Genomic DNA, 25,626 nt, shown 5'->3' on the forward strand with positions numbered 1-25,626 from the left:
AATTACAATTAACTATGTGAGATAGATACATTGAAGGAATGGTGTATGAATACTTCAGGTGGGGATTGAAGTATATTGTTGTATATCTCTGTAATTAATTGATGAGAGGACGACATATGAACGGACAGTTTTCGGTAAAATTATTACAAAAGTTAAATACTTATGGGCAAAAGACAGTCAATGTTAAGTTGATTTATTGGGTGAAAGGGCAAGGTACGATTGATATTAATTTGAAGCAATATCACATGACAGAAGGGGATATTGTACTTTTAATGCTGAACGATTTATATCAAATTCAAAGCGATGATGATGCAGTGACGTTAGTTGTTGATTTGTCTTTTAAAGACTATGTGAAATATGCGAGTGAATATATTGATATCAGTGGCTATAAACTATCAAATATTGAGAAGCAACAAGTATTACCTATATTAATGAATATCATTGAGTTAGAATGCTTTAATAAAGCAGACGAACAGACAACTTTAAAAATGATTAAACATTTATGTGTTGAATTAGGTTCAATGTCGCACTTATATAGAGCAAAAACACAAAATATGACAGTATTAGATGAAGTCCATGACTATTTAATTTCACACCATACAAAAAAATTAAAAAAGCAAGAGATTGCTAATGCATTAAATATGACAAATCAAGAATTGTCAAATGTTATAAAATACCAAACACCTTTTCAAAGTATTAATCAGTATGTAAATGATATTCGCTTAAAATGTGCGCTTATCGATATTTTAAAAGAGCATCGAACTGTGGAAGATATTGCATATCAGCATGGGTTTAATCATTACTCTAGGTTTATTAATTTATTCAAAGATTCATATGGATATACCCCAAAAGAAATTAGAAAGCAGTATCATAGTTTAACAACAAGTTATTATGAAAATATTCAATATTTACCATTAAGCGAACAAACTTATCAATCTTATTTTCATAAGGTAAAACATTATACAACAGTGTCCAATAATAAAGATATCATCCTCTCTTCTAATACTTTGCCAATTTGTCATATAGAACCTAAAGATTTATTTATTACCAGCCAACAATTGTTGTACTTGAATGAGCATCAGATATTTTATGTAACACAGCATTTATTTTCTAAAAATAAACATGTTTATGTGATTATACCCTTTGATTTGACTGATTTCTCAGCGGTGCAGAGAATGTGTGAATATTACCTTACTAAATTAAACTATTTAGGACTAACGCCTATATTTTATTTTAAGGGTTTAGATTTAACATACCTCGAGCAACATGGATTTAATAATGTGAATCAATTATTTATAACTTTATTTTATTCACGCTTTGTAAATGAAGTAGATGGTGTATCAATTATGTTAGATAGTACTGACAAACAAGTGATACAGAAGGTTGTTAATGAGGTTAGACAATTTTTTAACAGATGCACATTGTATTTATCAGTACCTCATCGAGATGTTAGACCATATGAATTTAATGAAATTGATGAGTATATTACCTCATACTTTATAACTTTTGAACAATTAACTACTTGGAAAAAGTATCATCACAAAGTGATTTTAGATACAACAATGTTAAATATGAATCAAAATGGCGAGATCACTCAACAAAATATAATCAATTTTTCTTTGATGGCACGGTACTATTTAATGCATAAAGGCATAAGTTTTTCGCTTGATTTTTTGCTGCAGTATTTATTTCACGGACGTAATATGGATAACAATATGTTTTTAGCGTTTTTCAATATGATGAATCAACTTAGAGGGGATATTGTCCATCAAGATAATCAAATTATTTTAACCAAGTTTAAATTTGAGTATCAATGTTTAGCTTTCAATATGAATATTTCAACCGCAGAACAGTTACAAGACTTGCAATTAAATTTTAAAACAACTCAGCCGATGAGCCATGCTGAAAGTAGTTTAATTACTTATACAAAAGCACCGAACTTAAATCATCATCAAGATCAAACGAAAAACAAAGATAATTTGTTTCAGCCACATTTTTGGAAAGGCCAATTATCATACCCAACGATAATTAACCGTAAATATATATTGCCTAGTATGAGTATAGGGCATATTAAATTTTCACTTAGAAGCTAATGCATGGTATTTGCTGACTAAGGAGGGTGTGTAGTGATGAACATTAACACACGAATTAGATTGGTGTTAGGATGCTATTCACTAGTAAAAACCGTCAATGAAAGTTTGAGATATGCTTATCATATGAATATGCAACAATTTAAAATACTTCTATTTATTAAAGATTATTCAACAGCGCATGAGCGCCCTTTGACGATTCAAACTTTAGTGATAAAAGAACACTGCAATAAAGCAATGATGCTTAAATATCTAGCTCAGTTATACGCAATGCACTGGATATCAAAAAAGCGTAATCCTAATGATCAACGGCGACTTATTATTTATATGACCAAAATACAACATAAAAAAATTGAGCACCTGCTTCAAGAAATTAAAAAGATAATTGCAAATTATGATATAGATGCTAAGTTGGATTTACACTGTCATTTTAAACTTAAAGAGTTTATGGATGTGAAAGTACTCCACGATGACTTTGAATTAACAAGTTTACATGACAGTATACATTTAGATGAATTATTTATTTTAGGGCTTATCTATCTATATCCTAATGCGTACAATATGGCACAATTAAAATATGTTATTGAACAGCATAATATGTATATTACTCCATTGATCAAATCTTTAGTGGATAAAAAGTACATTTATAAAGAAAGATGTCGAACGGATGAACGGCAAATTCGAATAGGTATTAAAACAGATAAACTGTCCCAAGTGAAATTACTGTTTAATGAATGTTACAATACTATTGTTAACCACTTAGAATTAACCCATATATAGTCAATTCAAAGTGAATAGGATGATAAATAATGATACTTGATAATATTAATCCAAATGATTTGTTTCCAACTGAAACGAAAGGGCCATCTGTCTTAGGGATAATTGAATATCATGTTCAAGGACAATCTGAATTTGAAGGTGCATTTATAGCAACCTCAGAACGTTTAATTATGAATGTTGATATGAATGGCCAATTTTATTACAGAAATATTCCTTATAATGAAATAGAGTCAATTAACATGACTGACGATGGTATCAGTTTTACTTTTAATATTGGGAAAGTTCCAATGACGAAAATTAAGAATGGAGATATTCAACGATTTGTCGATTATGTGTCTAATAAAATATAAAAAAGAGGATATGTAAATCTAAGTATTTGTTGAAGATTATTCAATATCTTAGTTAATGATTGAACTTCATTATATGTATCAATTTCATACGTATACTAGAGGTGGTATAGTAAAGGTCATTGGTCTTACTTTTACCATCTTTTTTCTATGAAAACTGCCATCATTACATAAATAGGAATGTAATTCATTTTGGCGGAATAGAAAAATCTATAATTGCAATTAATGAATTAAATCACTTTAGCTTAATAAAAATATTGAATTTTATTATCTAATTGTTATAAAATATTATTTATAACAAGAGATGCGTTAAAATTTAAAAAACATTTAGCAAACCAAGCAACAAGATATGCATCAGAGGAGTGGTTGAAATTATGAGTAAGATAAAAAATATTGATGAACTAGTCAGTGCAACATTTCAAGTTAAACAATTTTTCAAAGCGACAAAGAAAAAATATAATTTAAGCTATGAAGAAATCTTTATTTTAAATTATATTTTAAAAAGTGAGTCCAATGAAATAACTTCTAAAGAAATTGCAGTGACTTCAGAGTTCAAGCCTTATTATTTAACAAAAGCACTACAAAAACTTAAAGAGTTAAAGCTATTATCTAAAAAGCGTAGCGTTCATGATGAAAGAACTGTTATTGTTTATGTTTCTAAAGATCAACGTCAGCGTATTCAAGAACTTATTCATGAATTAGAACAATATATTTAACTCATATAAGCATTGTTCATTAGCAAATGATGCCATCATTTATTCAAAAAAGCGCACTTTTTTCAGGAGTGATGTGCACCCCAAAAGTTGGATTAAAAATCTAACTTTATGGGGTGCACATCACAGTAGGAGAAAAAGGTGCGCTTTTAATTAAATATTAATTTGTACCTTTTACAATGATTTCATCATTATCAATATCTATGTCAACATGTTTTACATCAGTATGATCTAAATAATAGTCTGTAATTTTATCTCGTACCTGTTGTTCAACAACCCTGCGTAATGGACGTGCGCCCATTTGTTTATCATAGCCTTGTTCAATTAACCAGTCTTTTGCTTCTTGAGAAACATTCATTGTAATATCTTTTTTATCTAAAGTCACTTGAACATCATCTAAGAGTAAATTAATAATATCTTGTAAAGCGTGTTTATCTAAATGCGTAAACTCAACGATACCATTAAATCTGTTAAGAAATTCAGGTCTGAAGAATCTTTTTAATTCATTCATAATGTCATCAAATTCTTCGTTGTCTCCATAACCAGCATTGGAAGTGCATATGACGATTGTATTTTTAAAGTTAATAACATTGCCTTGCCCATCTGTTAAATTACCATCATCCATTACCTGTAAAAGCAATGTGAGAATTTGAGGATTTGCTTTTTCAATTTCATCAAATAAAATAACTGAATAAGGATTGCGTCTTACTTTTTCAGTTAATGTATTGGAGTTGTCATCATAGCCAATATAGCCTGCTGTAGTACCTATCATTTTAGACACTGCTGTTTGATCACTATACTCACTCATGTCTAAACGAATCAATGCTTCTTTGTTACCAAATAAATCAATAGCCAACTGTTTTGCTAGTTCAGTTTTACCTACACCAGTAGGTCCTACAAATAAGAAACTACCAATTGGACGGTTACCTTCATCAAATCCAGCTCGATTACGGCGAATGGCTCTAGAAACCATATCTACCGCTTTATCTTGTCCAATGATTTTATTTTTTAAACGGCGATTAATATTTTTTAAACGTTCGATATCATTATCATCCATTTGTGATACAGGTATTCCAGTTAGCCTTTCAATCGTATCAGAAACATCTTGGACAGTAGCTACGGATTGTTGTTCTTTCGTACCATTATCTAATTGATTTTGTAATTCTTTAATTTGGGATTGAATTTTATCTGCTTCTTTGTAAGCTTCTTTACTTACCGCTTGTCTCTTATCATTTTCTAATTCAGTGATTCTCTTTTCAGTTTCTACTTTATCCAGCGCAGGGTTTTGAGCAGATAAATGTGCGGATGTAATATCTAAGACATCAATCGCTTTGTCAGGTAAAAGCCGTTGAGGAATATATTGATTTGATAAATCTACACATGCTTGCAATACTTCATCTGGCAACTTAACTTGATGATGTTCTTCGAATTTTTCTCTAATACCTTTTAAAATTTCGACTGTGTCTTGTGCACTTGGTTCATTAACAACGACTTCATTAAAGCGTCTTGCTAGTGCAGCATCCTTTAAAATATTATTACGATACTCATCTTGTGTGGTAGCACCTATAATAGAAATCTCACCCCGACTTAATGCTGGTTTAAGTATATCTGATAATCCTTTACCACCAGATTCACCGCCTGTTGAGCCAGAACCTATCATTTGATGAATTTCATCAAAGAATAAGATGGCATTTTCATTTTCTTTTAAGGCATCAACTAGTTTTTGAACGTTTTCTTCATAAGCACCGCGATATTGTGTGCCAGCTTCTAAACTAGAAATATCGACTGAAATAATATCTTTATCTTTAATCGAAGTTGGGACATTCCCTTTAACGATTTCTTGGGCTAAACCTTCAACGATTGCAGTTTTACCTACACCTGCTTCGCCGACAAGTATAGGATTATTTTTAGTACGACGACATAATACTTCTGCTGTCTTTTGAAATTCAGTATCGCGACCTATCACGGGATCAAGTAAACCATCACGTGCTTCTTGTGTTAAATTGCGTCCAATTTGGGATAAGTAATCTTTGCCACCAGTATGTTGTTGATTATTTTGAGCATTTTGAAATACATTTGCACTTTGTTCTGCAGAATGTTGACCTTGCTGTCTTAATTGATTTAATTCTTCAGGCGAAACTTCTTTACCATTAATATAAAACTTTTTATTTCCAGTATTGTTATTTGCTTGCATATCTTGCATCATTCGTCTAAGGATTGAATCAAAATCATTACTAAAAAATTGATTATTCATAAAATTCACCTCAAATATCAAAATTATTTTACATATGTATATTTACACTATTATATAGTGATCAAACTTTATTAAACGATGAATTAATGAAAGATGTGTGAATTTACTCTAAATATATGACTTAGTACGCATAATGGATGAACTTTAATTCATAAATGTTGAGTGGTAAACTAGGGATAAATAATTGTAATGAATAGGTGATGTCAATGATAAAGTCATTTTTAATACACAGCAAGATTCAGAAAAAGTGGATTGAGAAATTCAAGACTATAGAGGATAGCTTTAAAGCAAGGGCAAATTCTAATGATTTACATGCTAATTTTCCCTTTGAGAATATAGAATGGCTTATTAAAGAAGGATATAGTTTATTAACACTTCCAGTAGCTTATGGTGGTGAAGGAGCTACAATTGAGGATATGGTTGTGCTACAAACATACTTAGGCTCTATCGATGGAGCAACTGCATTGTCAATCGGGTGGCATCTTAGTGTTGTGGGTCAACTTTACGAACAAGATTTATGGGACCAACGTATGCTTAATCGCTTTGCTGAAGATATCAAACAAGGCGCCCTTGTCAATAGAGCAGTAAGTGAAGCAGAAACAGGTAGTCCAACTCGTGGGGGTCGACCGGCTACGCATGCGGTTAAAGAAGGTGATGTATATGTGCTTAATGGCGTGAAAACATATACTTCTATGAGTAAAGCATTAACACATTTTATTGTTGGTGCATATGTTGAAGCTATTGATCAAGTTGGCTTTTTCTTAGTATCCAAAGATGCAGATGGTGTAGAAATTGCAGATAATTGGAATGTATTGGGCATGCGTGCTACAGAAAGTCATGATTTAGTGCTAAACGATGTTAAAGTTCCTCTTGAACATTTTGTTGAAACACGAGGACAACGACGCCCAAATGGATGGATACTTCACATTCCTAGTACATACTTGGGAATTGCTCAAGCAGCTAGAGACTATGCAGTCGACTTTGCTAAGTCATATCATCCTAATAGCATTCAAGGTACCATTGCTGAGTTATCTACAGTTCAACAAAATATCGGTAAAATGGAGTCATTACTATTATCAGCGCGACATTTTCTATTTAGTACGGCAAGAGGATATCAAATGTTAGACGGAGAAAGCCAAATTTGGAATGAAACCTCAGCGAGTAAAGTTGTGGTGATGAATCAGTGCCTTGAAGTGGTTGATTTAGCTATGAGAATCGTTGGCGCAAAAAGTTTGGAAATGGAACGCCCATTACAACGATATTATCGTGATATTCGTGCCGGCTTACACAATCCACCAATGGAAGATATGGCCTATAGTAATATTGCCAAGTCTGTCTTAGATTTATTTTAATGATGAACCATTAAAGTTAAAGGGTGTAACTATTGTTTTTTTATGTTCTGTAGGCATTATTAATCATAGACCAAGCAATATGTTTTAGATGCTGTTTACTTATTTTTATTTTGGAGAAAAGTAAGGCAAAAAAATAATTTGCAAAAATACCCATAAAATAGTAAATGTTATGTTGTAAAAAATCTAAAAATTGAGTATAATATCACAATAATGATAATCATTATCAATAGGAGGATGTTATGAAAAAATTATTATTACCGCTAATTGCCTTGGTACTTGTACTAGCAGCTTGTGGACAAAGTAAAGATGCAGATAAGAAAGAAGATACAAAATCTTACACAATGGATGATGGCAAGAAAGTGAATATTCCAAAAAATCCAAAACGTATTGCCGTTGTTGCACCTACATATGCTGGAGGACTTAAGAAGTTAGGTGCTAATATTGTTGCTGTTAGTAACCAAGTTGATCAAAGTAAAGTATTAAAAGATAAATTCAAAGATGTGGAAAAAATTGGAGATAACGATGTAGAAAAAGTTGCTAAGCAAAAGCCAGACTTAATTTTAGTATATTCTACTGATAAAAATATCAAAAAATACAAAAAAATTGCACCTACTGTAGTAATCGATTACAACAAACACAAATATTTAGAACAACAAGAAATGCTTGGGAAGTTAATTGGTAAAGAAGATGAAGTGCAAAAATGGGAAAAAGATTGGAAAGCACAAACAGCTAAAGATGGTAAAGAAATAAAAGAAAAAATTGGCCAAGATAAAACAGTATCAATTGTTGACGAGTTTGACAAAAAGTTATACACATATGGTGACAATTGGGGCCGTGGCGGCGAAGTATTATATCAAGCTTTCGGTTTGAAAATGTCTGAAGGTCAAAAGAAATTAGTTGAAAAAGCCGGCTGGGCTGAAATCAATCAAGAAAAAATCCAAGATATTGCGGGAGACTACATTGTTTCAACGAGTGAAGGTAAAACAACACCTGGATATGAAACAACAAACATCTGGAAAAACTTACCAGCTGTAAAAAATGGTCATGTAGTAAAAGTAACTGCTGGTACATACTGGTACAATGATCCATACACATTAGACTTTATGCGTAAAGATTTAAAAGAAAAATTAATTTCTGCAGCAAAATAATCTTTTAACTTCATTTATCAGTTTGGGACATAAATCCTAAACAATAGGGAGCGGGGGAGAATTCATTATGAATTCTCCCCCCGTTTCTTTCAACTTGTCAGAAATATTTATGTCCTATCTTCATTTTAATATACTATACTATAATATTGATATGTAAGACGACTAAAGGAGAAAAAACATGACACAACAAGTATATTTTAATCATGATGGTGGCGTTGACGATTTAGTTTCACTTTTTTTATTATTACAAATGGATAATATTAATTTAATCGGGGTAAGTACTATTGGCGCTGATTGTTATTTAGAACCTTCATTAAGCGCTTCAATGAAAATAATTAATCGATTTTCAACAAAAAATATTGCTGTTGCACCTTCATATGAGCGTGGTGCTAATCCGTTTCCTAAAGATTGGCGAATGCATGCATTTTTTATGGATGCGTTACCTATTTTAAATGAAACACATTTACATACTTCTGCTAGTATAAGTCAGATGGAAGCCTATGAAGATATTATTTTTAGATTAGAACAGAGCACTGATAAAGTAATCCTACTATTCACCGGACCGCTTACTGACTTAGCTGAGGCACTAAAAAGAAAACCCAATATCATACATAAAATTGAAAAGTTAGTATGGATGGGAGGAACGTTTTTAACACGAGGTAATGTAGAAGAACCTGAACATGATGGGACAGCGGAATGGAATGCATTTTGGGATCCTTCTGCAGTTAAAACAGTATTTGACGCCGATTTGACTATTGATATGGTTGCTTTAGAAAGTACTAATCAAGTGCCGCTCACATGGGAAATAAGACAACGTTGGGCGAATGACAGACGTTATACAGGTGTTGATTTTTTAGGTGTTAGTTATGCTGCTGTACCGCCTTTGACTCATTTTGTTACAAATTCCACTTATTTTTTATGGGATGTGCTAACAACTGCTTACGTTGGTAATCCACAGTTAGTGGATTATCAGACAGTAATGGCTGATGTTATTGCAAAAGGACCAAGCCAAGGTCGAACATTTTTAACTGATCAAGGACGTCCAATTAATGTTATCAATGATGTGAAACGTGATGCCTTTTTCGACTATATCACCGCATTAGCAATGAAAGTTGACTAAATGTAAACTTTCCATTTATAAAAGTTTACAAAGGTGTTATAATCATTCTCATATAAGGAGGATCACGATATGAGTACAAAAGAATTAGTATATACAGCAGTCATGACTGCCATTATATGTATTTTAGGATTGGTTCCTGGAATACCTCTACCTTTTATGCCAGTACCCATTGTTTTACAAAATATAGGCATATTTTTAGCAGGGATTATTTTAGGACGTAAATTAGGTGCATTAAGTGCTGTTGTCTTTTTATTGCTTGTCGCTACAGGCCTACCAGTTTTATCTGGAGGAAGAGGTGGTATAGGTGTCTTTGCGGGGCCATCTGCTGGCTTTCTAATTTTATATCCTTTTATTGCTTATGCGATAGGTTCTGTTAGAGATGCGTACAAGCATAAAATCAATTTTCTAGTATTGATTGTGCCAACACTCCTCTTTGGCGTGTTATTATTAGATATTGTAGGCACGATTGTTATGGGCTTTATCACACAAATACCTATTTCTAAAGCATTTTTATTTTCATTCTCATTTATGCCTGGAGATATCATTAAAGCAATCATTGCTTGTCTGATTGGTGCAACCATGTTAAATCATAGTAGATTTAAAAATTTGATATAATTTAAAAAAATTAGGTGATATGTATGGAAGAATTGAGTTTTGAGCATATAGCGATAATGGGAAACCTCTTTTATGAAGATTCTAATAAAAAGATATATTTAACTCCTGAAGAACCGCATACGTATCATTCTAATCAATGGATATATAAACAACTACCTAATATCGAAGAATGGCGACGAGATGTACAAAGACAACAACAATTTCATCAAGCGCATCAATGTACACATCTTGCCTTTACATTTCCAGCGAATCATCATTTAGACAATGATTGGAAACAGATACTTAATAAAGAAGGGTACCAACTTGGAGTGCTTGAGCTCTATGTGATTGAGTCTGCTGAGCTGGCGCGTTGGCAAACGAAATCAGATGTACAAATTCAGATTGTAGACAAAGATAATTTAGAGGATTATTTAACAATTTATAAGCATTTTGCATTACCGTTTGGTCATAGATTTGCTGATGAAAGTGTCAAACGTACACGTATCCATATTCAACAACAATACGATAATGTTGTTCGCTTATTAGCTTATTATCAAAATCAACCAGCGGGTATTTTAGATATGATCGTAAGTGACGAAATTGTTGAAATTGATGGTTTTGGTGTCTTAGAGAATTACCAACATCAAGGGATTGGTAGTACGTTACAAGCCTATGTAGGGCAATATGCTGACACAAGACCGGTTATTCTAGTTGCTGATGGTGAAGATACGGCACGTGATATGTATCTTAAGCAAGGATATATCTACAAAGGTTTTTGTTATCAAGTTGTTAAAGAAAATATCAAATAAAATATAAAAAGGGAGCGAAAAAGAATTCATTATGAATTGTATTTCGCTCCTTTTATGACATGAAGATAATTGACGTGGGCTTTTAATTCTATAAAAGGTTGAAATCTTATGCTTTAACGCGTTCTGGATGACTGTAAATATTAAATGTACCATCTCGTATAAAGCCAATTGCTGTAATATTTAAATCATTAGCTAGCGTGATGGCAAGCGTAGTTGGAGCTGATTTTGAAAGTATTACGCCAACACCGATTTTTGCAGCTTTAATAAGAATTTCAGAGGAAATACGTCCACTAAAAATGAGGATTTTATCTCGAACGGGAATACGGCGTTTTAAACAAAAACCATAAAGTTTATCTAAGGCATTATGTCGACCAATATCTTGGCGGTGTTCAAAGAATGTGTTGCCATCGCTAATTGCAGCGTTATGCAGACCGCCTGTTTGTTTGAAAAGTGTACTAGCTCCTTGTAGACGTGTCATCATATTTAAAATTTGTTGTGGATGCAGCGTTATATGAGACATCGACGTTTTTGCTATCGCCGCATCGTTTTGGAAATAAAACTCACGACTTTTGCCACAACAAGAAGCAATCATGCGTTTAGTTGAATATTCAAATCGATCACCGAGTTCATGTGTCAAATCCACATGGGCGAACCCCTTACTATCATCTATTTGGCAAGATTTAATTTCATCACGCTTGTATATTGCACCTTCTGATGCTAAAAAGCCAATCACTAATTCTTTCATATGAGTTGGACTGCAAATAACAGTAGCAAACTCATCTCCATTTACCATAATTGTAAGTGGAAACTCAGTAACATAGCTATCCGTTGTAGTTATAAGTCGCTCTCCATCATAATGAACAATAGATTGTCCTTGTAATACATCTCTTTCCATAATCATGCTCCCCACATCGTACAAGATAATATATTTATTATAATGCTAAAATACTAAGATTAAAATATAAATGATAGTACCACATTTAAGGCGTATTATTTAAAGTTATATGAAATTGTAAAATACACCTTTTATGAATATAAAAAAGTAGTATAATAATCCTAGAAGAGGGGGAATTTTGTCAATGAAATTTAAACATTTATTAGTTGTAATTGCAACATTAGTACTTATTTTAGCTGGTTGTTCTAGTGGTGGAAACGACAAAAAAGACGATAAAAAGTCATCTAGCTCAGATAGTAAACAAGAATTACGTATTTCTGCAGCAGCAAGTTTAGCCGATGTTTCAAAAGCACTTGAGAAGGAATTTAAAAAAGATCATAAAGATGCCAAAGTAACTTTTAATTATGGTGGTTCTGGAGCATTAAGACAACAAATTGAAAAGGGTGCTCCTGCTGATGTATTTATGTCTGCAAATACGAAAGATGTTGATGCATTAAAAGATAATGTGCATGATACATATAATTATGCTCATAATAAACTTGTACTTATTGGTGATAAAGACAGTACACAATCTTCAGTCAAAGATTTAAAGGGCAATGAAAAATTAGCTTTGGGTGAAGTGAAAACAGTACCAGCAGGAAAATATGCGAAACAATATTTAGATGATCAACATCTATACAATGCTGTGAAAGATAAAATTGTATATGCGAAAGATGTTAAACAAGTTTTAAATTATGTTGAAAAAGGTAATGCTCAGATGGGATTTGTTTATAAAACGGATCTCTATACTAACAAACAACGCAATGATAAAGTGAATGAAATTAAAGAAGTTGAATTGAAAAAACCAATCACATATAAAGCAGGTGCAACTTCAAATAGCAAACTTGCAAAAGAATGGATGGACTTCCTAAAATCAGATAAAGCCAAAGCCATTCTTAAAGATTATAAATTTTCGAATTAAGGAGGTCTAGTCAATGCCTGATTTTACGCCATTTTGGATTTCGCTTAAGGTTGCTGTGATAAGTACGATTATCGTAATGATTTTAAGCATAATAATTGCAAGACTGCTATATCGTGGCACAGGGCATTTTACGAAACTCCTTGAAAGTTTGATTCTCTTGCCGATTGTCTTACCGCCAACGGTCATGGGATTTATTCTATTAATTATTTTTTCACCGCGTGGTTTTGTGGGGCAATTTTTTCAAAATGTCTTACATCTTCCAGTGGTATTTACAATGACAGGTGCAGTTATAGCATCTGTCATTGTTAGTTTTCCACTTATGTATCAACATACTGTTCAAGGATTTCGTAACATTGAGCCTAAAATGCTTAACACAGCTAGAACAATGGGAGCAAGTGAAAATAAAATCTTTTTCAAGTTGATTTTACCGTTATCAAAACGTGCTATTTTAGCAGGAATTATGATGAGCTTTGCCAGAGCAATTGGTGAATTTGGTGCAACATTAATGTTAGCTGGATACATACCTAATAAAACGAATACATTACCACTCGAAATATACTTTTTAGTAGAACAGAGTCGTGAAAATGAAGCGTGGTTATGGGTGCTAGTTCTTGTGGCATTTTCAATTGCAGTCATCGGTACTTTAAATTTTGCTAATCGAGATAAGTATCGGGAGGTTGATTAAATGCTTAAAATACAATTGCATTATCAATTAAAACAAACACATATTCATATTGACATTGATGATAATATACCGAAGATATATGCACTTAGAGGACCATCAGGAATTGGAAAGACGACCGTATTGAATATGATTGCCGGTTTAAGACAAGCAGATAAGGCCTATATTGCTGTTAATGGACGTGTCATTACTGATACACAACAACATATACAAACTAAAATTCAATCAAGACATATTGGTTACCTTTTCCAAGATTACCAGTTATTTCCGCATATGACGGTGTATGACAATATTACATTTATGGCTGAACCATCAGAACATTTAAATCAGCTGATGAAGACTTTGAATATAAGTCATTTGAAAAAACAATATCCAATGACATTATCAGGTGGCGAAGCTCAGCGTGTTGCTTTGGCACGTGCATTGAGCACAAAACCAGATTTAATTTTATTGGATGAACCATTTTCTAGTTTAGACGATGCTACGAGAGATGAAGGTATAGAATTAATAAAACGTATTTTTCAAGAATGGCAAATTCCTATTATATTTGTTACGCATTCAAACTATGAAGCTGAAACGCTTGCAGATGAACTGATTATTATTGGTTAATATCATTTTAATTGGAGCTAAACAGGCCATTTTTGATCATTTAAATCGCATTTTTATGAGAGCGGTACTCAAAGGTAAATGAACCTTGGTTTCGCTCTTTTTTGATTCGCTAAAAAGTATCCTACAAAGTATTTTTATATAATAATTCAAATTTTTGAGAGTAGCTATAAATACTTATATAATGATGATAATGATGCAGAAAGAGGGAGCTAAGCATGACGCAAGACCGATACTCAAGGCAAATTTTATTTAATAAAATTGGTGAAAAAGGTCAAGAAGATTTACGACAAGCTCAAGTACTAATTGTTGGAATGGGAGCGTTAGGTACGCACTTAGCAGAAGGGCTAGTGCGTGCAGGAGTAAAGCAATTAACGATAGTTGATCGAGATTATATAGAATATAGTAATTTACAACGCCAAACATTATTTACAGAGCAAGATGCAGCAGAGGGCTTGCCAAAGGTAATTGCTGCAAAGGCGCATTTGGAAAGTATTGATAAAGATGTACAAATACATGCTTTTATAGCGCAAGTCGATCGTGCATTTTTAAGCTCGAATGGCACGCATGTTGATTTAATACTCGATGCAACAGATAATTTTGTAACGCGTCAATTGATTAATGATTTCTGTTATCAACAACATATTCCATGGATATATGGCGGAGTTGTTCAAAGTACTTATGTAGAAGCTCCATTTATACCTGGTAAGACACCATGCTTTAATTGTTTAATACCACAGTTACCATCGATGACGCTAACCTGTGATACGGTGGGTGTGATACAACCAGCAGTAACTATGACAACGAGTTTACAGCTTAAAGATGCATTGAAAATATTAACGCATCAAGATATTGCAGCAAAACTAACTTATGGAGATATATGGGAAGGACAGCATATAAGTATTGGTTTTAGTAAAATACAACAAGATAACTGTGCGACTTGTGGAACGGCAGCAAACTACCCTTATTTACAGCAACAACCTCAGCGCTATGCCATGTTATGTGGACGTGATACTGTACAGTATGTCAATCCAGATATTTCTCAAGAGATGTTGGTGTCATATTTGGACGCGCGTCAAATCGATTATCAAACGAACGGTTATTTAGTGATGTTCCACTTTAATAAATATCGTATTGTTTGCTTTCATGATGGTCGCTTTTTAATACATGGAATGACTAATATTACGCAAGCTACAAAACTCATAAATGCTTTATTTGGATAAAGGAGGTCTAAATATGCATACACATAGGAAAATAGATAGAGCTATAAATTGTGCTGTATTAACGGTTTCAGATACTCGAGATAAAAAGAGTGATAAAGGAGGACAACTTGTTCAAACATTACTGCATGATGTAGATGCGGAACTTGCTATTAAAGATTACGCCATAGTAAAAGATGAAAAAATAGCAATACAAAATCAATTACAGTTATGGTTGAAGTCTGATATTGATGTCATTATCACAACGGGTGGTACAGGAATTGCACCAAGAGATGTAACGATTGAAGCGGTAGAACCATTGTTGACAAAAAAATTAGATGGTTTTGGGGAGTTGTTCAGGTATTTAAGCTATGCTGAAGATGTTGGTACAAGGGCACTTTTATCGCGTGCAATTGCAGGAACAGTAAATAATAAACTTATTTTTACGCTACCAGGTTCTACAGGGGCTGTTAACTTAGCAATGAAAAAGCTCATACAACCAGAATTAAATCATATGGTTTATGAGCTCAATAAAAAAGTGTAATAATTGAAATAAATAAAAAAATGGTTATTGTCTATAGTATTCGCCGGATTTGCCGCCAGTTTTACTTAATAAAAATGTTTCACCAATAATCATGCCTTTGTCAACCGCTTTAGTCATATCGTAAATAGTTAAGGCGGTTATAGAAGCTGCAGTTAATGCTTCCATTTCGACGCCAGTTTTGCCAGTAGTTGAAACGGTTGCTTCAATATTAAGTTGATGTTGACCTTTGTCTAAATCTGACCAAGAAAATGTAATATCAATACCAGTAAGCGGTAAAGGATGACACATTGGAATCATTGTAGAGGTGTTCTTAGCAGCCATAATTCCTGCAATCTGTGCAGTATTTAAGACATTCCCTTTTTTAGCTGTATGATTAACAATTTGTTCATAAATTGTGTGATTTACTATAATACTTGAATGTGCAACGGCAGTGCGCTTAGTGATGTTTTTTGCTGAAACATCAACCATTTTGGCGTTGCCTTGATGATTTATATGTGTGAAATCAGCCATGATATTCCTCCTCTTAAAATTCAGTATATCATGAAATATTAGTTAACTTGGAGATGATAAAATGACAATCGAGAAAAGAACGCCGATTCCTGTAAAAGAAGCAATTTCAAGAGTCGTAAATCAAGATATTTATACCTCAGTAATAACCGTTCCACTTGATGAAAGCTTAAATTATGTATTAGCCGAAAATATTGCTGCAACAAGTGATATTCCAAGATTTAATAAATCGCCATACGACGGATTCGCTATTCGTAGTGAGGATAGTGCGGGTGCTTATCATCAGAATAGAAAAAAATTTAAAGTTGTTGATCATATCGGTGCTGGAGATGTATCATCTCATCAATTACAAGCAGGTGAAGCGGTGCGCATTATGACTGGTGCTCAAATGCCAGAAGGTGCCGATGCTGTGGTTATGTTTGAACAAACGGTTGAAGATAAAGATACATTTACAATTCGAAAATCTTTTGAGCCATATGAAAATGTTTGTCTCAAAGGAGAAGAAACTGCAACTGGAGATATTGTGTTACAACGAGGGCAGCTTATTAATGCAGGTGCCATTGCTGTATTAGCTACGTTTGGTTATAGTGAAGTTCCTGTATTTGATAAACCAAGTATCGCTGTTATTGCAACTGGTAGTGAATTATTAGATATTAATGAAGACCTACAGCCAGGTAAAATACGTAACTCTAATGGACCAATGATTCAAGCACTTGCTAACAAGGTTGATATTGGTGCTGATGTATATAAAATTCAACAAGACGATTTAGATAGTAGTATTACAGCAGTTCGTGAAGCACTTGAGACACATCAAATTGTGATTACAACAGGTGGTGTTTCTGTGGGGGATTTTGATTATTTACCAGAGATATACAAGGCTATTGATGCTAAAGTATTATTTAATAAAGTTGCTATGAGACCTGGAAGTGTCACTACAGTCGCAGTTACTACTGATAAATATTTATTTGGCTTATCCGGTAATCCATCAGCCTGCTATACTGGTTTTGAATTATTCGTTAAACCTGCAATTTATCATATGATGGGCGCAGATGCTTTTTATCCACAAGTTGTTAAAGCTACACTTATGGAAGATTTTACGAAAGCGAATCCATTCAGTCGATTTATTCGTGCTAAAGCAACATTGTCAGCTAATGGCGCTACTGTGGTGCCTTCAGGTTTTAATAAATCAGGGGCTGTTGTCGCTATTGCACATAGTAACGCCATGATTATGCTTCCTGGAGGTACACGTGGTTTCAAAGCGGGACATACCGTTGACGTTATTCTCACTGAATCGCATGCTTATGAAGAGACGTTGTCGCTATGATTATTCAAATTGTTGGCTATAAAGACTCGGGAAAAACGACACTGATGGCGCACACCATTCGGTTACTAAAACAACACAATTTGACTGTTGTAACAATAAAGCATCACGGGCATCATGGAGAAGAAATCACGTTACAGCATCAAGAAGTTGATCATATGAAACATTTACACGCTGGTGCAGATCAAAGTATTGTTCAAGGACATCAGTATCAGCAAACGATTACGCGGCAATGTAATCAAAGTCTTAAGGATGTTATTGACAAATCTGTTACAATTGACTATGACATCATTTTAGTAGAAGGTTATAAATTAGCTGAGTTTGACAAAATCATTGTTTATCGTAACGAAAAAGATTTAACTCAACTTCAAGCATTATCCAATGTACGCTACAGTATTAATCTTTCCGACGCGCAAGCATTAACAAAATTTGATAGTTGGTTATTAGATTGGATAGAAATTAAAGGATGAACGTAATGAAACAATATGAAATTGTGACTGAACCAATAAATACAGAACAATATAGAAATTTCACTGTAAATGAATACCAAGGTGCAGTAGTTGTATTTACGGGTCATGTACGAGAGTGGACGCAAGGCGTTAAGACTAAGTATTTGGAATATGAAGCATATGTGCCTATGGCTGAAAAAAAGCTTGCCCAAATAGGTGACGAAATCTCAAAAAAATGGCCAGGAACGATTACCTCCATTGTTCACCGTATAGGGCCACTCGCAATTTCTGATATCGCTGTGTTGATTGCTGTTTCATCACCACATCGTAAAGATGCTTATCGTGCAAATGAATATGCGATTGAACGCATAAAAGAAATCGTGCCAATTTGGAAAAAAGAAATATGGCAAGATGGTTCAGCTTGGCAAGGTCATCAACGTGGGTATTACCAAGATGCCAAAAAGGGAGAGTCAAGATAGTGAAAGTATTGTATTTTGCTGAAGTTAAAGAAATACTTAATATGAGCAAAGAATATATAGATATTTTGGAACCGAAAACGGTTAAGGAAATTAGACAACTGCTAAATCAATATCATCCAGAACTAATGGATAAAAAATTCCAAATTGCAGTCAATGAAGAATTTACGAAAGAAGACGGTATAGTTCAACCTGACGATATTATTGCTTTAATACCACCAGTAAGCGGAGGATAAAATATATTATGAAAGCTATTATACTAGCTGGTGGCCATTCAGAGAGATTTGGTCAGCCCAAAGCTTTTGCCACCATTGATAACGAGCCTTTTTATAAAAAAATAATTCAAGTATTGCAAGATACTAATATGTTCAATGACATTATTATTAGTACAAATGATAAACTAGCACCTTTTTTTGACTATTCAAATGTGATGATAGATGAGGTCAAAGTTAGTGATAAAGGTCCGTTAGCAGGTATTTATACCGTTATGAAAGCATATCAAGATGAAGAACTCTTTTTTGTCGTATCGGTGGATACCCCTATGATTACTGGTAAAGCTATTAGTGGATTATATCATTTTATGGTTTCTCATCTGATTGAGAATCATTTAGATATTGCTGCTTTTTCTGAAAATGGACGAATGATACCTACAATCGCATTTTATAATCCTAAAATTTTACCTGTCATTAAGCAAGCTTTAACATCAAATGACTATAGTATGAAACACGTTTATGACCAAGTATCTGCAGCTTGGTTAGATGTGACTGTGATACAATCTCCAGACTATTGGTATAAGAATATCAATTATCAGCAAGATTTGGACTCTTTAATGCAGCAGATAAAATAAGCAAGGAGGTCCAGACGATGGTAATGCAAATAAAAGATAAACTTGGTCGGCCGATTCGTGATTTAAGAATATCTGTGACAGATAGGTGCAATTTCAGATGTGATTATTGTATGCCTAAAGAAATATTTGGTGACGATTTTGTCTTTCTACCTAAAGATGAATTACTTACATTTGAAGAAATTGAACGTATTGCTGAAATATATGCCGAATTAGGTGTAAAAAAATTACGTATTACCGGAGGAGAACCTCTACTGCGTCGAAATTTATATCAACTCATTGCAAGGCTTAATAAAATTGAAGGTATTGAAGATATAGGTCTAACGACAAATGGCTTATTATTAAAAAAACATGGCTTAAAATTATTTGAAGCAGGGTTACGTCGTATTAATGTTAGTCTTGATGCTATAGATAATAGTGTATTTCAAGCAATTAACAATAGAAATATTAAAGCAGAAACTATTTTAGATCAAATTAATTATGCAATTGCAATTGGTTTTCATGTCAAAGTCAATGTCGTTATTCAAAAAGGTGTGAATGATGATCAAATCATTCCGATGCTGCATTATTTCAAAGCTAAAAATATCGAAGTTAGATTTATTGAATTTATGGATGTTGGTAATGATAATGGTTGGGACTTCAGCAAAGTTGTTACTAAAGATGAAATGTTGACAATGATAGAGGATGAATTTGATATAGAACCGATGGCGCCTAAATATTACGGCGAAGTTGCAACATATTATCAGCATAACGATAACGGTGCAAAATTCGGTTTAATTACTAGCGTATCAGCCTCGTTTTGTTCTAGTTGTACTCGAGCTAGACTATCATCAGATGGTAAGTTCTATGGTTGCCTTTTTAGTACAGCAGAAGGATTTAATATTAAAAAGCTATTGCGCTCAGGTATAAGTAATAGTGAATTAAAAGCAGAACTCATTAAATTATGGCAAGTACGGGACGACCGTTATTCTGATGAACGGACAGAACAAACAGTTAAAAATAGACAACGAAAAAAGATAAATATGAACTATATAGGCGGATAAAAAGTAAATATGTAGATGAAAAACATTTAACACCTAAGTCTTCAAATAGAGGTGATTTCTATGTTTGAACAGTGCTTATATATTAGACCATGATCAATCATAAAGCTTTATTTTATATAATTAGTTTGAATATGTAGTTACTTCTCTATAATGCGTATTATTCATTCATCCTTTCATTAACAAGATGACATGATTAGAAGCATCATTTTATTATTACGTTCGAAAAATTGTCGAATTTTGGTGTTGTTACTTTAGCGATTGTATTGCTTATAATTGCTCTCGATTTTAAAATCAATAATTGATAACAATATTTTGCTATTAATTTAATAATTTTAATAGATTAAATTGAAACTATGGTATATAATTTTTATGAGCAATTAAAATTTCATATTCACTTACAACAGAGAATCAACATAGGAGGATTTTAATATGAGTCAAAAAGTACAACATTTTATTGCTGCCGAGAGAGAATTGAGTCAACTAAAACATTGGTTAAAGACAACTTACAAAGTCTCAATCGAAGAATTTGTCGTGTTGTTCAAAGTTTATGAGGGCAAAAAAATAAGTGGTAAAGAATTGAGAGATACTTTACACTTTGAAATGCTATGGGATACAAGTAAAATCGATGTGATTATACGTAAAATTTATAAAAAAGAATTAATTTCAAAAGTTCGTTCAGAAACTGATGAAAGACAAGTCTTTTATTTCTTTAATAAAGCACAATTAAAAGTGATTGATAAAATGAAATCAGAAATTGAGTCAATTAGTATAGCAAATTAGTATTTTAAATAACTAGGCAAAAAGCTGGGGCAAAATTTCTAGAAAAATAGCCAGTAAATGAGTTTTTTATAAATTCATTTACTGGCTTTTTTGTTTAAACTACTGCCAATATTTAGTTCATAGCTTAAAACATGTGCCATACACATTCATCTTCTCAGAGACATATATGTTTAGGGGCATATTAATTTGGAGTAAGGTGTTTAACTTTACGACCATGAATGACAAAATAAATTACAATAGTTATCGTGCTAACAAGGGCCATTAGCAAATAAATATTACTATAAGAAATCGTATTGGTAAACATACCCAAAACACTAGGACCAAAGCCAATACCAATATCCAAACCTATAAAGTATGTTGAAGTTGCTAAACCATATTTTGCTGGTGGAGATACTTTGATTGCAATGGCTTGCATTGAAGATGAAAGATTTCCATAACCAATGCCTAAAGTGATACCAGCTAGTAACAACGTAAATGGGTTAAAGCTAAAGACAAGTAAAACAAAGGATATGATTAAAGCAATAAATGCGGGATAGACCACAATATTTTCGTTATGCTCATCCATTAATCGGCCTGCAATAGGTCTTGTAATTAGCGAAGCAATAGCATAACAGATAAAGAAATAACTTGAAGCCTCAATTAAATGTCTTTGCTCAGCAAAAAACTGTAAAAAAGTAAGAATTGAGGCATAGCCCAATCCAACTAATAGCATAATGATAGCGACAGGAATAGCTTCTCGAGCAATAAAGCGTTGTAAGCTAAATCCTTTATTATGTTGATGAGGATGTTGATATTTTCCAGTGAAATCAAATGCTACGTGAACAAACAAAGAAAGTATGAGACTAATAATGCCCAGAATAATACAAATTGTAAATAGTAGCATGATTGAAAATGATTTAACAAGCAATAAACCGAAAAATGGACCGATTGCGGTACCTAGAACAAGACTTAATGAAAATAAACTAATCCCTTCACTTTTACGTGTTTTTGGGGTAATATATGCTGCTATTGTTCCTGTCGCTGTAGATGCAACAGCTGTAGCTAGGCCATTTATCAAGCGTGTAAAAATTAAAAACCATAACGGACCTGGAACAAAATATAATAATTGAGTAATCACTAGAAAAAGTAATCCAAAGATTAAAATTTTCTTGGGACCAAAATGATTGACATAGCGACCTGTAATAAAGCGACCTATTAATGAACCTACAACAAAGATACCAACAACAAGTCCAGCCAAACTATCAGGTGCATGGAAAGCTGTTTTAGTATAATCTGCAATAATGACTATTAATAAGTACATACATAAATAGATAAAGAAATTAATTACGAAGTTTAGTGTAAAACTTCTAGTGAATATAGGTTCTTTATGTAATACTGTTGAATTCAACGGTTATCTTCCTCCATAAATAATTGATGCAGCGAGGCCATCATATTAATAACTTGCTCCATTTGTTTTTCGTTTATTGAAGCATGTGCTAATAAATCTATTTGTATACGAGATACTTCATCATTTATTTGTTGATATAGCACGTGTCCCTCAGGTGACAAATTTAATACCTTTTCTCGTTTATCATGTCCAGGTGTAATGGTCAATAAGCCTTTTTCGGATAGTGCTTTTATAAACTGACGTGTAGTAGGCTTTTCAATGAAGCGACGTTTTGATATTTGGACTAGCGTTGTAGGTTGTTGTTTCGCAATATCTTTTAATACTAGCCATTGACCACTATGCAAATCAAAACGGTCTAATATTGGTTTAGTCGCTTTTATATATGGTCGATACAATTCAATAAAGCTATTGAAAAAATTATTTTGCAACAATCATAACACTCTCCTCGGAAAATGGTTAGGTTAACTAACTAAATTTGCACAAGATTTATTATAAATTGAATTGATACATTTGGCAATATCAAATTTGACACAGAAATATATGCTATAGTTTGTTAAACTATGGGTAACTAAAAGAAAAAGAGGGATGTACGATGGCAACACTTAATTTTGATCATCTTATTCATTATGTTGATCATTTAAATCAATTTCATTATCCAGGACAGCTACTCAAGCTTGAGCCAGGTGGCAAACACCATCGCTATGGTACATTTAATCGTTTAACATACCTAAATGACAACTATATTGAATTATTAGATGTTGAACAGCCGGATAAATTGGCTAAAGAAGTGAAATCCGAGGAAGGGCGCGTATCATTTGCTGCAAAAATTATTCAAGATTATTTTGCTGAAGGCTTCAAAGGGATATGTTTAAGAACAACATCTATTGAAGAAACTGCTCAACGGTTATGTGATAAAAATGTTGATACTATTGGTCCAATTCGCATGCATAGAGAGAATAAAAAAGGTGAACAAATTGACTGGCAATTATTATATATCGCTGATCCTGATTATTTAGTTAAGCCACCCTTTTTTATCCAATGGAATGAAACTGAAACAGAGCGGAAAGAGAGGTTTGCGCGTCATCAGCAATCACAATTTGTTATTGAGAAACTTGTTATTGCAAGTGAAAAGCGTGCTGTGACAGTTAAGAAATGGCAACTATGGTATGATATGGATATCATTGCTGATAACGATAAGTACACTGATTTGGTGCTAAAAGATGATGATATAATCTTTCGTATCCAAGATGGCAAGAAATCTGAATATGCCTCAATTGTAATTCAAGATCATGAAGCAACATCACCGTACAATATGACAATTAGAGGGGCAACATATCGTTTCATCAATGGAATGTTGCCGAAATCGTGATTCTTTTTAAATGATGTCTTGTTCGTCGACACTCACTTATGAACGATGTATAATGATAATTATTGCAATAATAAAGGAGTTAGTTTAGAGCATGGAAAAGATGAATATCACAAATCAAGAACATGACGCGTTTGTTAAATCTCATCCTCATGGAGATTTATTACAATTAACTAAATGGGCAGAGACGAAGCAACTTACTGGTTGGTATTCAAAAAGAGTTGCTGTAGGTGAAAATGGTGAAATTAAAGGGGTAGCCCAATTATTATTTAAAAAAATCCCAAAACTACCATTTACATTATGTTATGTCTCACGTGGGTTTGTTGTGGATTATGAAGATACAGCAGCATTAGAATTATTGTTGGCAGAAACAACTGCACTTGCTAAAGAAGAAAAAGCCTATACGATTAAAATTGATCCAGATGTCGAGGTTGACCAAGGAATTCAAGCCATTAAAAATCTTAAGAAATTAGGCTTTAAACATAAAGGATTTAAAGAAGGGCTGTCTAAAGACTATATTCAACCGCGAATGACAATGATTACACCTATCGATAAATCAGATGAAGAACTTATCAAGAGCTTTGATAAACGCAATCGATCAAAAGTAAGACTTGCCCTAAAACGTGGTACTCAAGTAGAACATGCTGGGCGTGAAGGTTTAGGAACGTTTGCACAGTTAATGAAAATCACTGGTGAACGTGATGGCTTTTTAACTCGTGATGTGAGTTACTTTGAAACGATTTATGATGCACTTCATGAAGATGGAGATGCTGAACTCTTTTTAGTGAAACTAGAGCCTAAACCGGTTATAGCTGAAACAACAAAAGAAATTGAAAAATTAAATAATGAAATTGAAAAGTTACAACAAAAAAAGCAAGATAAAAAAACTTTAAATAAAATTAATGATGCACAAAATAAGATGAATAATGAAGTAGAACGACGTCAAGAATTAGAATCACTTTTGGAAAAACATCCTGATGGTCTTTATTTATCAGGTGCGCTACTAATGTTTTGCGGCAAAAAAGCTTATTATTTATACGGTGCATCATCTAATGATTATCGTGATTTCTTACCAAACCATCATATGCAATTTGCGATGATGCGCTATGCGAGAGAAAAAGGTGCAACATCATATGATTTCGGTGGTACCGATAATAATCCACCTAAAGATAGTGAACATTATGGTTTGTGGATTTTTAAAAAGACATGGGGAACATACTTAAGTGAAAAAATTGGTGAATTTGATTATCCTCTTAACAAACCATTATATCAACTTATTGAAAAGGTTAAGCCCACTTTAACTAAAGCAAAGATAAAGTTATCTCGAAAATTGAAACGAAAGTAATGTCGGTGTACGTA

The 25,626-nt window shown here is 33.1% G+C and carries 28 protein-coding genes; 23 read left to right on the plus strand and 5 right to left on the minus strand.

Features of this window, described 5'->3' with window-relative positions; genetic code table 11:
• Positions 1 to 116: 116 nt before the first annotated feature.
• The 4 genes from AL499_RS10210 (at position 117) to AL499_RS10225 (ending at position 3,933) form a co-directional block, all read left to right on the plus strand.
• Complete coding sequence (locus AL499_RS10210; protein ID WP_037540579.1) at positions 117 to 2,093, plus strand: AraC family transcriptional regulator; 1,977 nt, start codon at positions 117 to 119, stop codon at positions 2,091 to 2,093.
• Between the two features lie 36 nt (positions 2,094 to 2,129).
• Entirely contained in the window at positions 2,130 to 2,870 is a 741-nt protein-coding gene (locus AL499_RS10215; RefSeq protein ID WP_002492251.1) for a transcriptional regulator, SarA/Rot family, read from the plus strand.
• A 29-nt stretch (positions 2,871 to 2,899) separates the two neighbouring features.
• A complete protein-coding gene (locus tag AL499_RS10220; RefSeq protein ID WP_002460110.1) occupies positions 2,900 to 3,220 on the plus strand; it encodes a PH domain-containing protein in 321 nt (106 codons plus the stop codon).
• Between the two features lie 371 nt (positions 3,221 to 3,591).
• Positions 3,592 to 3,933 (plus strand): transcriptional regulator, SarA/Rot family, encoded by a 342-nt coding sequence (locus AL499_RS10225; RefSeq protein ID WP_002478808.1) that lies wholly within the window; start codon positions 3,592 to 3,594, stop codon positions 3,931 to 3,933.
• 157 nt (positions 3,934 to 4,090) lie between these two features.
• On the opposite strand, the gene AL499_RS10230 is transcribed toward AL499_RS10225, so the two are convergent.
• The gene (locus AL499_RS10230; protein WP_062248901.1) at positions 4,091 to 6,184 is read right to left on the minus strand and encodes an AAA family ATPase; all 2,094 of its coding nucleotides are present in this window, start codon (positions 6,182 to 6,184) and stop codon (positions 4,091 to 4,093) included.
• Between the two features lie 206 nt (positions 6,185 to 6,390).
• Between AL499_RS10230 and AL499_RS10235 the strand changes: the two genes are divergently transcribed.
• The 5 genes from AL499_RS10235 (at position 6,391) to AL499_RS10255 (ending at position 11,207) form a co-directional block, all read left to right on the plus strand.
• Positions 6,391 to 7,536 (plus strand): acyl-CoA dehydrogenase family protein, encoded by a 1,146-nt coding sequence (locus AL499_RS10235; RefSeq protein ID WP_002460107.1) that lies wholly within the window; start codon positions 6,391 to 6,393, stop codon positions 7,534 to 7,536.
• A gap of 239 nt (positions 7,537 to 7,775) precedes the next feature.
• Positions 7,776 to 8,684, plus strand: a complete 909-nt coding sequence (locus AL499_RS10240) for an ABC transporter substrate-binding protein (protein ID WP_002492263.1) — start codon at positions 7,776 to 7,778, stop codon at positions 8,682 to 8,684.
• Positions 8,685 to 8,862: 178 nt separating this feature from the next.
• Complete coding sequence (locus tag AL499_RS10245; protein ID WP_002460105.1) at positions 8,863 to 9,804, plus strand: nucleoside hydrolase; 942 nt, start codon at positions 8,863 to 8,865, stop codon at positions 9,802 to 9,804.
• A gap of 69 nt (positions 9,805 to 9,873) precedes the next feature.
• Positions 9,874 to 10,419: a biotin transporter BioY gene (locus AL499_RS10250; RefSeq protein ID WP_002460104.1), complete on the plus strand. Its 546-nt coding sequence runs from the start codon at positions 9,874 to 9,876 to the stop codon at positions 10,417 to 10,419.
• A gap of 23 nt (positions 10,420 to 10,442) precedes the next feature.
• The gene (locus AL499_RS10255; RefSeq protein WP_002478812.1) at positions 10,443 to 11,207 is read left to right on the plus strand and encodes a GNAT family N-acetyltransferase; all 765 of its coding nucleotides are present in this window, start codon (positions 10,443 to 10,445) and stop codon (positions 11,205 to 11,207) included.
• A 106-nt stretch (positions 11,208 to 11,313) separates the two neighbouring features.
• Here AL499_RS10255 and fdhD read toward each other — a convergent pair whose 3' ends face one another.
• Positions 11,314 to 12,102: a formate dehydrogenase accessory sulfurtransferase FdhD gene (gene fdhD, locus AL499_RS10260; protein WP_002492257.1), complete on the minus strand. Its 789-nt coding sequence runs from the start codon at positions 12,100 to 12,102 to the stop codon at positions 11,314 to 11,316.
• Positions 12,103 to 12,286: 184 nt separating this feature from the next.
• Here fdhD and modA point away from each other — a divergent pair, with 184 nt between their 5' ends.
• The 5 genes from modA to AL499_RS10285 all read left to right on the plus strand — a co-directional run bounded on the left by modA (position 12,287) and on the right by AL499_RS10285 (position 16,094).
• Entirely contained in the window at positions 12,287 to 13,063 is a 777-nt protein-coding gene (gene modA, locus AL499_RS10265; protein WP_002460100.1) for a molybdate ABC transporter substrate-binding protein, read from the plus strand.
• A 13-nt stretch (positions 13,064 to 13,076) separates the two neighbouring features.
• The gene (gene modB / locus AL499_RS10270; protein ID WP_002460099.1) at positions 13,077 to 13,748 is read left to right on the plus strand and encodes a molybdate ABC transporter permease subunit; all 672 of its coding nucleotides are present in this window, start codon (positions 13,077 to 13,079) and stop codon (positions 13,746 to 13,748) included.
• Positions 13,749 to 14,354: an ATP-binding cassette domain-containing protein gene (locus AL499_RS10275; RefSeq protein ID WP_002460098.1), complete on the plus strand. Its 606-nt coding sequence runs from the start codon at positions 13,749 to 13,751 to the stop codon at positions 14,352 to 14,354.
• Between the two features lie 215 nt (positions 14,355 to 14,569).
• Positions 14,570 to 15,574: a ThiF family adenylyltransferase gene (locus tag AL499_RS10280; protein WP_002492280.1), complete on the plus strand. Its 1,005-nt coding sequence runs from the start codon at positions 14,570 to 14,572 to the stop codon at positions 15,572 to 15,574.
• Positions 15,575 to 15,587: 13 nt separating this feature from the next.
• Positions 15,588 to 16,094: a MogA/MoaB family molybdenum cofactor biosynthesis protein gene (locus tag AL499_RS10285; RefSeq protein WP_002492230.1), complete on the plus strand. Its 507-nt coding sequence runs from the start codon at positions 15,588 to 15,590 to the stop codon at positions 16,092 to 16,094.
• A 24-nt stretch (positions 16,095 to 16,118) separates the two neighbouring features.
• Here the strand turns inward: AL499_RS10285 and moaC are convergent, their stop codons facing one another.
• A complete protein-coding gene (moaC, locus tag AL499_RS10290) occupies positions 16,119 to 16,604 on the minus strand; it encodes a cyclic pyranopterin monophosphate synthase MoaC (RefSeq protein WP_002460095.1) in 486 nt (161 codons plus the stop codon).
• Between the two features lie 61 nt (positions 16,605 to 16,665).
• Here moaC and AL499_RS10295 point away from each other — a divergent pair, with 61 nt between their 5' ends.
• The 7 genes from AL499_RS10295 (at position 16,666) to AL499_RS10325 (ending at position 21,514) form a co-directional block, all read left to right on the plus strand.
• Positions 16,666 to 17,925 (plus strand): molybdopterin molybdotransferase MoeA, encoded by a 1,260-nt coding sequence (locus AL499_RS10295; protein WP_002492216.1) that lies wholly within the window; start codon positions 16,666 to 16,668, stop codon positions 17,923 to 17,925.
• Positions 17,922 to 18,392, plus strand: coding sequence for a molybdopterin-guanine dinucleotide biosynthesis protein B (gene mobB, locus AL499_RS10300; protein ID WP_002460093.1), 471 nt, complete (start codon positions 17,922 to 17,924; stop codon positions 18,390 to 18,392). The genes AL499_RS10295 and mobB overlap by 4 nt, the downstream gene beginning before the upstream one ends.
• A gap of 5 nt (positions 18,393 to 18,397) precedes the next feature.
• Positions 18,398 to 18,850, plus strand: a complete 453-nt coding sequence (locus tag AL499_RS10305; RefSeq protein ID WP_002478817.1) for a molybdenum cofactor biosynthesis protein MoaE — start codon at positions 18,398 to 18,400, stop codon at positions 18,848 to 18,850.
• On the plus strand, positions 18,850 to 19,083 hold the full coding sequence (moaD, locus tag AL499_RS10310) for a molybdopterin converting factor subunit 1 (RefSeq protein WP_002492208.1): 234 nt from the start codon (positions 18,850 to 18,852) through the stop codon (positions 19,081 to 19,083). The genes AL499_RS10305 and moaD overlap by 1 nt, the downstream gene beginning before the upstream one ends.
• Before the next feature lie 8 nt (positions 19,084 to 19,091).
• Positions 19,092 to 19,694, plus strand: a complete 603-nt coding sequence (gene mobA, locus AL499_RS10315; RefSeq protein ID WP_002492262.1) for a molybdenum cofactor guanylyltransferase MobA — start codon at positions 19,092 to 19,094, stop codon at positions 19,692 to 19,694.
• Between the two features lie 17 nt (positions 19,695 to 19,711).
• Complete coding sequence (moaA, locus tag AL499_RS10320) at positions 19,712 to 20,734, plus strand: GTP 3',8-cyclase MoaA (RefSeq protein WP_002492205.1); 1,023 nt, start codon at positions 19,712 to 19,714, stop codon at positions 20,732 to 20,734.
• Between the two features lie 429 nt (positions 20,735 to 21,163).
• Entirely contained in the window at positions 21,164 to 21,514 is a 351-nt protein-coding gene (locus AL499_RS10325; protein WP_002460086.1) for a SarA family transcriptional regulator, read from the plus strand.
• Positions 21,515 to 21,695: 181 nt separating this feature from the next.
• On the opposite strand, the gene AL499_RS10330 is transcribed toward AL499_RS10325, so the two are convergent.
• Together AL499_RS10330 and AL499_RS10335 are read right to left on the minus strand one after the other, a co-directional pair.
• Complete coding sequence (locus AL499_RS10330) at positions 21,696 to 22,901, minus strand: MFS transporter (RefSeq protein WP_002492260.1); 1,206 nt, start codon at positions 22,899 to 22,901, stop codon at positions 21,696 to 21,698.
• Positions 22,898 to 23,332: a MarR family winged helix-turn-helix transcriptional regulator gene (locus AL499_RS10335; RefSeq protein ID WP_002492286.1), complete on the minus strand. Its 435-nt coding sequence runs from the start codon at positions 23,330 to 23,332 to the stop codon at positions 22,898 to 22,900. The genes AL499_RS10330 and AL499_RS10335 overlap by 4 nt, the downstream gene beginning before the upstream one ends.
• A gap of 161 nt (positions 23,333 to 23,493) precedes the next feature.
• Between AL499_RS10335 and AL499_RS10340 the strand changes: the two genes are divergently transcribed.
• Positions 23,494 to 24,270 (plus strand): VOC family protein, encoded by a 777-nt coding sequence (locus AL499_RS10340; protein WP_002492287.1) that lies wholly within the window; start codon positions 23,494 to 23,496, stop codon positions 24,268 to 24,270.
• A 91-nt stretch (positions 24,271 to 24,361) separates the two neighbouring features.
• Positions 24,362 to 25,612 carry a lipid II:glycine glycyltransferase FemX gene (locus AL499_RS10345; RefSeq protein WP_002492229.1) on the plus strand — a complete coding sequence of 417 codons (1,251 nt, stop codon included), beginning with the start codon at positions 24,362 to 24,364 and terminating at the stop codon, positions 25,610 to 25,612.
• Positions 25,613 to 25,626: the final 14 nt, after the last annotated feature.

This window comes from Staphylococcus lugdunensis (assembly GCF_001558775.1).
Classification (GTDB): Bacteria; Bacillota; Bacilli; order Staphylococcales; family Staphylococcaceae; genus Staphylococcus; species Staphylococcus lugdunensis.

Excerpts from the sequence above, each read along its gene's own strand:
- AL499_RS10210 (WP_037540579.1), top strand. The coding sequence starts at position 117 with ATGAACGGACAGTTTTCGGTAAAATTATTACAAAAGTTAAATACTTAT.
- AL499_RS10215 (WP_002492251.1), top strand. The coding sequence starts at position 2,130 with ATGAACATTAACACACGAATTAGATTGGTGTTAGGATGCTATTCACTA.
- AL499_RS10220 (WP_002460110.1), top strand. The coding sequence starts at position 2,900 with ATGATACTTGATAATATTAATCCAAATGATTTGTTTCCAACTGAAACG.
- AL499_RS10225 (WP_002478808.1), top strand. The coding sequence starts at position 3,592 with ATGAGTAAGATAAAAAATATTGATGAACTAGTCAGTGCAACATTTCAA.
- AL499_RS10230 (WP_062248901.1), bottom strand. The coding sequence starts at position 6,184 with ATGAATAATCAATTTTTTAGTAATGATTTTGATTCAATCCTTAGACGA.
- AL499_RS10235 (WP_002460107.1), top strand. The coding sequence starts at position 6,391 with ATGATAAAGTCATTTTTAATACACAGCAAGATTCAGAAAAAGTGGATT.
- AL499_RS10240 (WP_002492263.1), top strand. The coding sequence starts at position 7,776 with ATGAAAAAATTATTATTACCGCTAATTGCCTTGGTACTTGTACTAGCA.
- AL499_RS10245 (WP_002460105.1), top strand. The coding sequence starts at position 8,863 with ATGACACAACAAGTATATTTTAATCATGATGGTGGCGTTGACGATTTA.
- AL499_RS10250 (WP_002460104.1), top strand. The coding sequence starts at position 9,874 with ATGAGTACAAAAGAATTAGTATATACAGCAGTCATGACTGCCATTATA.
- AL499_RS10255 (WP_002478812.1), top strand. The coding sequence starts at position 10,443 with ATGGAAGAATTGAGTTTTGAGCATATAGCGATAATGGGAAACCTCTTT.
- fdhD (WP_002492257.1), bottom strand. The coding sequence starts at position 12,102 with ATGGAAAGAGATGTATTACAAGGACAATCTATTGTTCATTATGATGGA.
- modA (WP_002460100.1), top strand. The coding sequence starts at position 12,287 with ATGAAATTTAAACATTTATTAGTTGTAATTGCAACATTAGTACTTATT.
- modB (WP_002460099.1), top strand. The coding sequence starts at position 13,077 with ATGCCTGATTTTACGCCATTTTGGATTTCGCTTAAGGTTGCTGTGATA.
- AL499_RS10275 (WP_002460098.1), top strand. The coding sequence starts at position 13,749 with ATGCTTAAAATACAATTGCATTATCAATTAAAACAAACACATATTCAT.
- AL499_RS10280 (WP_002492280.1), top strand. The coding sequence starts at position 14,570 with ATGACGCAAGACCGATACTCAAGGCAAATTTTATTTAATAAAATTGGT.
- AL499_RS10285 (WP_002492230.1), top strand. The coding sequence starts at position 15,588 with ATGCATACACATAGGAAAATAGATAGAGCTATAAATTGTGCTGTATTA.
- moaC (WP_002460095.1), bottom strand. The coding sequence starts at position 16,604 with ATGGCTGATTTCACACATATAAATCATCAAGGCAACGCCAAAATGGTT.
- AL499_RS10295 (WP_002492216.1), top strand. The coding sequence starts at position 16,666 with ATGACAATCGAGAAAAGAACGCCGATTCCTGTAAAAGAAGCAATTTCA.
- mobB (WP_002460093.1), top strand. The coding sequence starts at position 17,922 with ATGATTATTCAAATTGTTGGCTATAAAGACTCGGGAAAAACGACACTG.
- AL499_RS10305 (WP_002478817.1), top strand. The coding sequence starts at position 18,398 with ATGAAACAATATGAAATTGTGACTGAACCAATAAATACAGAACAATAT.
- mobA (WP_002492262.1), top strand. The coding sequence starts at position 19,092 with ATGAAAGCTATTATACTAGCTGGTGGCCATTCAGAGAGATTTGGTCAG.
- moaA (WP_002492205.1), top strand. The coding sequence starts at position 19,712 with ATGGTAATGCAAATAAAAGATAAACTTGGTCGGCCGATTCGTGATTTA.
- AL499_RS10325 (WP_002460086.1), top strand. The coding sequence starts at position 21,164 with ATGAGTCAAAAAGTACAACATTTTATTGCTGCCGAGAGAGAATTGAGT.
- AL499_RS10340 (WP_002492287.1), top strand. The coding sequence starts at position 23,494 with ATGGCAACACTTAATTTTGATCATCTTATTCATTATGTTGATCATTTA.
- AL499_RS10345 (WP_002492229.1), top strand. The coding sequence starts at position 24,362 with ATGGAAAAGATGAATATCACAAATCAAGAACATGACGCGTTTGTTAAA.